Here is a 7,059-nt window from a genome sequence, read left to right as displayed (position 1 = left end):
GCACGATGGCGCGGCCCATGGCGACACGCTGACGCTGACCACCCGAGAGTGCCTTCGGCTTGCGGGTCAGGTACTCCTCGAGGTCGAGCAGCTTGGCGGCCTCGAGCACGCGGGCGGCGCGCTCTTCCTTGCCGACGCCGGCGATCTTCAGGGCGAAGCCCATGTTCTCGGCGACCGTCATGTGCGGGTACAGCGCGTAGTTCTGGAACACCATCGCGATGTCGCGGTCCTTCGGCGGCACGTCGGTGACGTCCCGGTCGCCGATGAGGATGCGGCCGGAGTTGACCTCTTCGAGGCCGGCCAGCATGCGCAGTGACGTGGACTTGCCACAGCCCGACGGGCCGACGAGAACGAGGAACTCGCCGTCGGCGACCTCGAGGTTGAGCTTGTCCACAGCGGGGCGCGTGCCCCCGGGGTACAGACGCGTTGCGTTGTCGAATGTGACGGACGCCATGGTCTCTTCTCCTTCACCGGCAGGTACGTGCCGGACGATCCGTAGTGAATGAGCGGGGGGATGCCCGCGCGCCCGTCATCGGGCGTGCGTTCAGTATGCCACGTCTGGGTTTTTCCCAGGCACTCTGACTAGCATCGGACCAGCCGCGCACCCCGAGCGGCATCAGCCGGACACCCGGCCGCATTCTTTTAGAAGGTCTCCATGTCCAGCGACGAATCCTCGAACGCCCCCGCCCGGCGCGACGCCCGCGAAGCGGTGCGCGAAAAGGCGCAGCAGGTGCGGGCGCGGCAGGCGCGCATGAGGATCGTGCAGCGATCGCTGATGGCCGCGGTGGGTCTCGCGCTGATTGCCGTCATCTCCGTCTCCCTCGTGTGGGCCTTCTCGTCCGACGCGTCGAAGCCGCAGGCGGCGCCCGAGAACGTCACCGACAATGGATTCGCGATCTCGTCGGTGGCGGGAGCCATCGGCACGGCGCAGGTGCAGGACACCGATGCCGCGGCCGCAGAGGCCACGGCGCAGCCGGCCGAGCCCGCCGCCCCGGCAGCCACCCCCGGAGCGACCGCCCCGGCCGAGGGCGACGCCGCCGTCGACATTCGGGTCTACGTCGACTACCTGTCCGAGGGGTCGCGCACCTTCCAGATGGCCAACATGGCGCAGCTGGCCGCGTGGGTCGAAGACGGCTCTGCGAGCCTCACGTACCATCCGGTGGCGATGCTGAGCGCGAAGTCCAACGGCACCAAGTACTCCCTCCGCGCCGCCAGTGCAGCGGCGTGCGTGGCGACGCACTCGCAAGAGGCCTTCTTCTCCTACACCAACGAGCTGCTCTCCAAGCAGCCGGGCGTGGACGACGCCGGCATGTCCGATGAGGAGCTTGCCGACCTGGCTCAGGCATCGGGCGTGGACGCGCCGAAGGACGTGCGCGCGTGCATCGAAGAGGGGCGCTTCGCCTCGTGGGTGCGCGAAGCCACCGATGGTGCGCTGAAGCGCATTCCGGGCACCGACAACCTCGCCCTCACCGGCACGCCCACCGTGCTCGTCAACGGCGAGCCGTACGTCGGCGCACTCGACGACCCGGCGGAATTCGCCCAGTTCGTCATGACGCTCGCGAGTGACGCGTACTACCAGGGCTCGCCGTCTCCCGCGCCGGCGCCCACCCCGACGCCCACCCCGTAGGCCGGCAGCGGCACGTCGTCGGCGCGAGGATGCCGCGTCGTGACGCTCTAGACTTGTGTGGCCCATCGCTCCTCGCGGAGCAGGGCACCAGCCGGCTTGGCGCAATTGGTAGCGCACCGTACTTGTAATACGGGGGTTGCAGGTTCAAGTCCTGTAGCCGGCACCACACTCCACCTCCGGGCTGTTGGCAGAACTGAGATGCAAGCGCCGGAGTTCCTCAGGTGCTTTGGGAGTGCTCTGCGAGATATGCCCTCATCCTTTGCAGAATCGATGCCCGAAACGGCCGCTGCTCGGCTGCACGCAGCGGTGACAGGCCATCGACAGACTTGGTCGTGAAGTCGAGATGCGGCTGTTCAAACCACAATTCGTATACGGGTTGAAGATCCGCGTCGGCGAGCTTCATCTGTATGACCTCGGTGAAAACAAGCCGGTTCGCGTCGTCCACCGCGTTCACGTCAGCGCCCAGACTGATCAACTGCCGCAGTTACCGGCGCGGTGAGGCCGGCAATGCGTCGCAGCCCCGCAAGGTGGCCGCGTATTGCCCTATACGTTCGAGAGAGACAGCGAGAGCAGCAGTCGGCGGAAGGCAGAGGGTGGGGATGCTTCGTAGGTTGGGCGCCAGGGTAGGACGCGACATCAAGGATTGCTGGGTGTGGCTGCCCTACCCGGTCAAGGTCAAATGCGTGATTGTCGGTGTATGCGTGATGTTCCTCGTGGTGATCAACATCGAGCTGATCTGGCCTCTGCTCGTGCTTCCGGCGATCATCGGCGTAGTCATCGCTGTGCGGAGAAAGCGCCACAACCGGAGAGGCTGATTCTCCATAGGCCACGGCAGACATCGGCCCACGGACAAGTCGCGCTACTTCGTGGCCACCCTGTGCGCGAGCGCTCCACAGAAGATGGCGACGATGCCCGCGACCAAGACGACGATCCCCGCGATCGTCATGGCCGTGTCTTGGGGGAGCGCAGTGCAGGCGATGGCGACGTCCTCGTTATCGCATGCGCGCCATGGCTGGAACACGAAAACCAGAGCGACGACGAATCCCAGTGAGGCTGCGATCACGCCCGCCGTGATCAGTCGTGCCGCCCCGCGCTCTGTCATGGTCACGAACGTAGCGCAGCCCTCCATCCGGCCGAGGTGCTTGAATGCCCCTCAACCGTGCGGTGGACGTCTGCCGCCGCCAGCTCGACCGCCCGCGGCGAAGACCTCTGCCACGCGCTCGAGCGAACCGGGAACAAGCGAGAAGTATGCCCACGTGCCCCGCTTGCTGCGGCTGAGAAAGCCCGCCGCGGTGAGCACCTTCAGGTGGTGCGACACCGTGGGCTGGCTGAGCCCGAGGGGCTCGATGAGGTCGCAGACGCAGGCTTCGCCACCCTCGGATGCCGCGACGATCGACAGCAGCCGCAGTCGAGCCGGGTCGGCCAAGGCCTTCATCATGGTCGCCAGGCGCTCTGCCTCGGCTGCCGAGATCGGCTCACGCGACAGGGTGGCCGCGCAGCACGGAGCACTGACTTCGGATGCGTCGAGGGCGGTGGCCATGCATCGACACTAGCAAATATTGACAAGCATCGATATGTCGGTTAGGACTATATCGACTGTTGTCGATGCCCGGAGGTAACCCGTGACACTGCTGGACCTGACGCCCCGTGCCGCGACGAGCGAGAAGCTCACCTCGCTGCCCGTCGTGATCATCGGAGCTGGTCCCATCGGCCTGGCCGCTGCGGCGAACCTGGTCGAGCGAGGCATGGATTTCATCGTGCTCGAGGCGGGCGACGCACCCGCGCACAGCGTGCGGCAGTGGGGGCACACCCGGCTGTTCTCGCCGTGGAAGCACCTGGTGGACCCCGCCGCCCGCCGCCTGCTCGAGCCGCGAGGCTGGCAGCTGCCGTCTCCCGAGCAGGCGCCGACCGGCGGGGAACTCGTGGATCTCTATGTCGCGCCGCTCGCCGGGCTCGACGAGATCGCCTCCCGCATCCGCACCGGCGCCGAGGTGATCGGTGTGTCCCGCGAGGGGATGGACCGCACCCGCACCCGGGGGCGTGCGGCTACGCCGTTCGTCGTGCGTGCGCGCGTGGGCGATGGGCAGGAGGAGGAGATCTCGGCGCGGGCGGTGATCGACGCCTCGGGGACCTACACGAACCCCCGCTCGCTGTCGTCCAATGGCCTGGAGCTGCTCGGGATGGCCGACATCGCCGACCGGGTGGCTCCCGCTCTTCCGGATGTGCTCGGTCGCGATCGGGAGCGCTTCGCCGGCAAGCGCGTCACGGTCGTGGGGGCGGGTCATTCCGCAGCGAACACCCTCCTGGCCCTCGTCGCTCTGGCGCGGGAGGAGGCGGGAACCTCAGTGTCCTGGCTGATCCGAAACGAGCGGGCCGAGCGCGTCTCGTCCTCGCCGGACGACGAGCTCACCGGCCGCTCCGACCTCGGCGTGCGTGTCGACGAGGCCGTGCGCCGCGGAGACATCTCCCTCGTGCAGGGCTTCGAGATCATCAGGGCACAGCGAGACGGCGAAGGGCTGCAGCTGGTCGGGCGGCGGCGCGGTGAGATCGCCACGCACGACACGGACGTCGTGGTCAACGCGACCGGGTTCCAGCCCGATCTGGACATGCTGCGCGAGATCCGGCTGGAGCTGGACGACATCGTCGAGGCACCGCGACGGCTGGCGCCGCTCATCGACCCGAATCGGCACTCGTGCGGCACGGTGGAGCCGCACGGGTTCCATGAGCTCACCCACCCCGAGCCGGGGTTCTTCATCGTCGGGATGAAGTCCTACGGCCGTGCGCCGACGTTCCTGCTGGCCACCGGATATGAGCAGGTGCGCTCGGTCGTCGCGTGGCTCGCGGGCGACACCGCCGCCGCCACTCAGGTGAAGCTGGTGCTGCCCCCAACCGGCGTCTGCTCCACCGATCAGACCTCCGGCGGCGGCTGCTGCTCGTGACCCGTCCGTCAGAACAGACCCACGTCCGCCGGCATCTCACCGGCGTGCGCCGGCGCGTGCTGCAGATCATCGCCGCGTGCGGACCGATCACCGTCGACGAGATCGCGGTGGAGTGGGCGGCGGCGCAGCCGTCGATGTCCGAGCGCCAGAAGGACGGGCTGCCCCGCATGGCGTCGCAGGTCGTGTGGCGGTTGGAGAACCTCGGGTGGATACGCCGTCACGGCGACGGATACGTCGCCACGCCGGCGGGACGGTCCCTGGTCGACGGCGCCTGGTTTGAGAACTGTCACGATGGACGCATGTCGAATCAGGATGCCGCGTCGCGCGAGGTGCCACCCGCATGACCGCCGCGACGAGCACCTCCGCGACCGCTCCGTCGCCCACGCGTCGCCTGTCGACGCTCGACCGGTGGCTGCCGCTGTGGATCGGTCTGGCCATGGTCGCCGGCCTGCTGCTCGGTCAGTTCGTGCCCGCCGTCTCGGATCTGCTGGTCACGCTCGAAGTGGGCGGGCTCTCCATCCCGATCGCGGTCGGGTTGCTGGTGATGATGTACCCGGTGCTCGCGAAGGTCCGCTACGACAAGATCGCCGCCGTCACCGGCGACAAGAAGCTGCTTGTCTCGTCGCTGGTGCTCAACTGGATCGCCGGTCCCGCGCTGATGTTCGCCCTCGCCTGGGTGTTCCTCCCGAACCTCCCCGAGTATCGGACGGGGCTCATCATCGTCGGCCTCGCGCGGTGCATCGCCATGGTCGTCATCTGGAACGACTTGGCGTGCGGCGACCGCGAGGCGGCCGCCGTGCTCGTGGCCATCAACTCGGTGTTCCAGGTCGTCGCGTTCTCGCTGCTCGGCTGGTTCTACCTGACGGTCCTGCCCGGCTGGCTGGGGCTGGATACGCAGGGGCTGGAGATCTCGGTCGGGCAGATCGCCCTGAACGTGCTGATCTTCCTCGGCATCCCCCTCGTCGCAGGATTCGCATCGCGCCTCATCGGTGAGCGCCGCAAGGGGCGGGAGTGGTACGAGCGCACCTTCCTGCCGCGTGTGGGACCCTGGGCCCTGTACGGCCTGCTGTTCACCATCGTGCTGCTGTTCGCCCTGCAGGGGGAGCAGGTGATCGCCCGCCCCGGCGATGTCGCCCGCATCGCGCTGCCATTGCTGGTGTATTTCGCGGTTATGTGGTTCGCCGGGCTGTTCACCGGCAAGGCCCTGGGCCTCACCTACGCCCGCTCGTCCACCCTGGCGTTCACGGCGGCCGGCAACAACTTCGAGCTCGCCATCGCCGTTGCCATCGGCGCGTTCGGCGCCGCCTCCGGCCAGGCCCTCGCCGGTGTCGTCGGCCCGCTGATCGAGGTCCCCGTGCTCGTCGGGCTGGTGTACGTCTCGCTGTGGGCGGCGCGCGCCTGGTTCCGCACCGACCCGGTGACCGGCGAACGGGTGACCCCGTGATCGTCGTCGCCGACCACCTGACCTGACCGCTATCTCTCACCGGGAATCACCATGACCACCCACACCACGCCGTCCGTCCTTTTCGTCTGCGTCCACAACGCCGGCCGATCCCAGATGGCAGCCGGGTTCCTCCGTGACATCGCCGGCGACCGCATCGAGGTGCGCTCCGCCGGGTCCATGCCCGCCGAGCAGATCAACCCGATCGCCGTCGAGGCGATGGCGGAGGTGGGCATCGACATCACCGCCGAAGAGCCCAAGGTGCTCACCACTGAGGCGGTGCAGGCATCCGACGTCGTCATCACGATGGGATGCGGGGATGCCTGCCCGATCTTCCCCGGCAAACGATACGAGGACTGGAGGCTCGAGGACCCCGCCGGCCAGGGCATCGAGTCGGTGCGTCCGATCCGCGACGAGATCCGCACGCGGATCGAGCAGCTGGTGAGCGAGCTGGTCTGAGCCCGCTGGGCGGCGTCACTCCTCGGTCGCGAGCAGAACCTCGACGGTGGTAAAGGTGTCCTCCGGTGGGGACCCGAACACGCGGATGTGTTGCCCGTCGGCGGTGACCACGTGCATCTCGAAGCGGTCTCCGTCGTGCAGACGCGCTCGCGCCCAGCCCTGTGCCTCGGCCACGTCCTCGGCCCTGGTGAGAAGCCAGTCCTCGGTGCTCCACGCCCACCCGGCACGGCTCGGTCGTCGCCAGAAGCGCACGCGGAACGTCGGCTCGTCGGATGCGAAGTCGACGGCATCGATGAGGGGTTCGGTTTCCACGCCCCCATTGTGGGGCGTCGCGGCGTCTGCCGTGTGTCGGGACCGATCTAGCTCACGCGGTCAATGCCACTTGCAGCAGTGAGAGGCCGTACTCGAACCCGGCATCGATGCCGTCGCCGAGGCGGAACGCCCCGGCCAGGTCCATCGCGGCCCATGCTGTGATCATGCCAGCGGCCCGAGAAGACGCTTCAGCTGCGTCCGCAAATCCGCGAGAACCTCCGGGGGGCTCGCCTCGGACTCATGACGGACTTCCGGTCCGTTGACCGCCGCCCAAAGGTCGT

Annotated in this window: 11 protein-coding genes and 1 tRNA gene; 7 read left to right on the top strand and 5 right to left on the bottom strand. The window is 68.1% G+C overall.

From position 1 onward, the window contains the following. Positions 1–454 (bottom strand): ABC transporter ATP-binding protein (locus NQ160_RS15405; protein WP_257516063.1); only part of this gene is annotated, 454 nt, incomplete at its 3' end. Between the two features lie 201 nt (positions 455–655). Between NQ160_RS15405 and NQ160_RS15400 the strand changes: the two genes are divergently transcribed. After that, positions 656–1,627, top strand: coding sequence for a DsbA family protein (locus NQ160_RS15400; protein ID WP_257516062.1), 972 nt, complete (start codon positions 656–658; stop codon positions 1,625–1,627). 90 nt (positions 1,628–1,717) lie between these two features. Further along, a tRNA-Thr gene (locus NQ160_RS15395) sits at positions 1,718–1,793 on the top strand. A 51-nt stretch (positions 1,794–1,844) separates the two neighbouring features. Here the strand turns inward: NQ160_RS15395 and NQ160_RS15390 are convergent. After that, entirely contained in the window at positions 1,845–2,081 is a 237-nt protein-coding gene (locus NQ160_RS15390) for a hypothetical protein (protein WP_257516061.1), read from the bottom strand. Positions 2,082–2,277: 196 nt separating this feature from the next. Between NQ160_RS15390 and NQ160_RS15385 the strand changes: the two genes are divergently transcribed. Then, positions 2,278–2,442 (top strand): hypothetical protein, encoded by a 165-nt coding sequence (locus tag NQ160_RS15385; protein WP_257516060.1) that lies wholly within the window; start codon positions 2,278–2,280, stop codon positions 2,440–2,442. A 44-nt stretch (positions 2,443–2,486) separates the two neighbouring features. Here the strand turns inward: NQ160_RS15385 and NQ160_RS15380 are convergent, their stop codons facing one another. Both NQ160_RS15380 and NQ160_RS15375 read right to left on the bottom strand, forming a co-directional pair. Further along, a complete protein-coding gene (locus NQ160_RS15380; protein ID WP_257516059.1) occupies positions 2,487–2,729 on the bottom strand; it encodes a hypothetical protein in 243 nt (80 codons plus the stop codon). Between the two features lie 51 nt (positions 2,730–2,780). Beyond that, positions 2,781–3,167, bottom strand: a complete 387-nt coding sequence (locus tag NQ160_RS15375; RefSeq protein WP_257516058.1) for an ArsR/SmtB family transcription factor — start codon at positions 3,165–3,167, stop codon at positions 2,781–2,783. A gap of 82 nt (positions 3,168–3,249) precedes the next feature. Between NQ160_RS15375 and NQ160_RS15370 the strand changes: the two genes are divergently transcribed. From NQ160_RS15370 to NQ160_RS15355, 4 genes are read left to right on the top strand one after another with little or no spacing between them, the layout of a single operon-like run. Next, positions 3,250–4,566 (top strand): NAD(P)-binding domain-containing protein, encoded by a 1,317-nt coding sequence (locus NQ160_RS15370; protein WP_257516057.1) that lies wholly within the window; start codon positions 3,250–3,252, stop codon positions 4,564–4,566. Beyond that, entirely contained in the window at positions 4,563–4,910 is a 348-nt protein-coding gene (locus NQ160_RS15365; protein WP_257516056.1) for a hypothetical protein, read from the top strand. The genes NQ160_RS15370 and NQ160_RS15365 overlap by 4 nt, the downstream gene beginning before the upstream one ends. Beyond that, positions 4,907–6,010, top strand: a complete 1,104-nt coding sequence (gene arsB, locus NQ160_RS15360) for an ACR3 family arsenite efflux transporter (RefSeq protein ID WP_257516055.1) — start codon at positions 4,907–4,909, stop codon at positions 6,008–6,010. The genes NQ160_RS15365 and arsB overlap by 4 nt, the downstream gene beginning before the upstream one ends. A 51-nt stretch (positions 6,011–6,061) precedes the next feature. Then, positions 6,062–6,466, top strand: coding sequence for an arsenate reductase ArsC (locus NQ160_RS15355; RefSeq protein ID WP_257516054.1), 405 nt, complete (start codon positions 6,062–6,064; stop codon positions 6,464–6,466). Positions 6,467–6,481: 15 nt separating this feature from the next. Here NQ160_RS15355 and NQ160_RS15350 read toward each other — a convergent pair whose 3' ends face one another. Then, entirely contained in the window at positions 6,482–6,778 is a 297-nt protein-coding gene (locus NQ160_RS15350; protein ID WP_257516053.1) for a hypothetical protein, read from the bottom strand. Positions 6,779–7,059 lie beyond the last annotated feature (281 nt).

This window comes from Microbacterium sp. zg.Y909, from assembly GCF_024626565.1.
This window is presented reverse-complemented; position numbering and strand designations above follow the sequence as displayed.

What these genes read in the sequence shown, in the direction of transcription:
- NQ160_RS15400 (WP_257516062.1), top strand. Translation starts at nt 656, where the DNA reads ATGTCCAGCGACGAATCCTCGAACGCCCCCGCCCGGCGCGACGCCCGC.
- NQ160_RS15380 (WP_257516059.1), bottom strand. Translation starts at nt 2,729, where the DNA reads ATGACAGAGCGCGGGGCGGCACGACTGATCACGGCGGGCGTGATCGCA.
- NQ160_RS15375 (WP_257516058.1), bottom strand. Translation starts at nt 3,167, where the DNA reads ATGGCCACCGCCCTCGACGCATCCGAAGTCAGTGCTCCGTGCTGCGCG.
- arsB (WP_257516055.1), top strand. Translation starts at nt 4,907, where the DNA reads ATGACCGCCGCGACGAGCACCTCCGCGACCGCTCCGTCGCCCACGCGT.
- NQ160_RS15355 (WP_257516054.1), top strand. Translation starts at nt 6,062, where the DNA reads ATGACCACCCACACCACGCCGTCCGTCCTTTTCGTCTGCGTCCACAAC.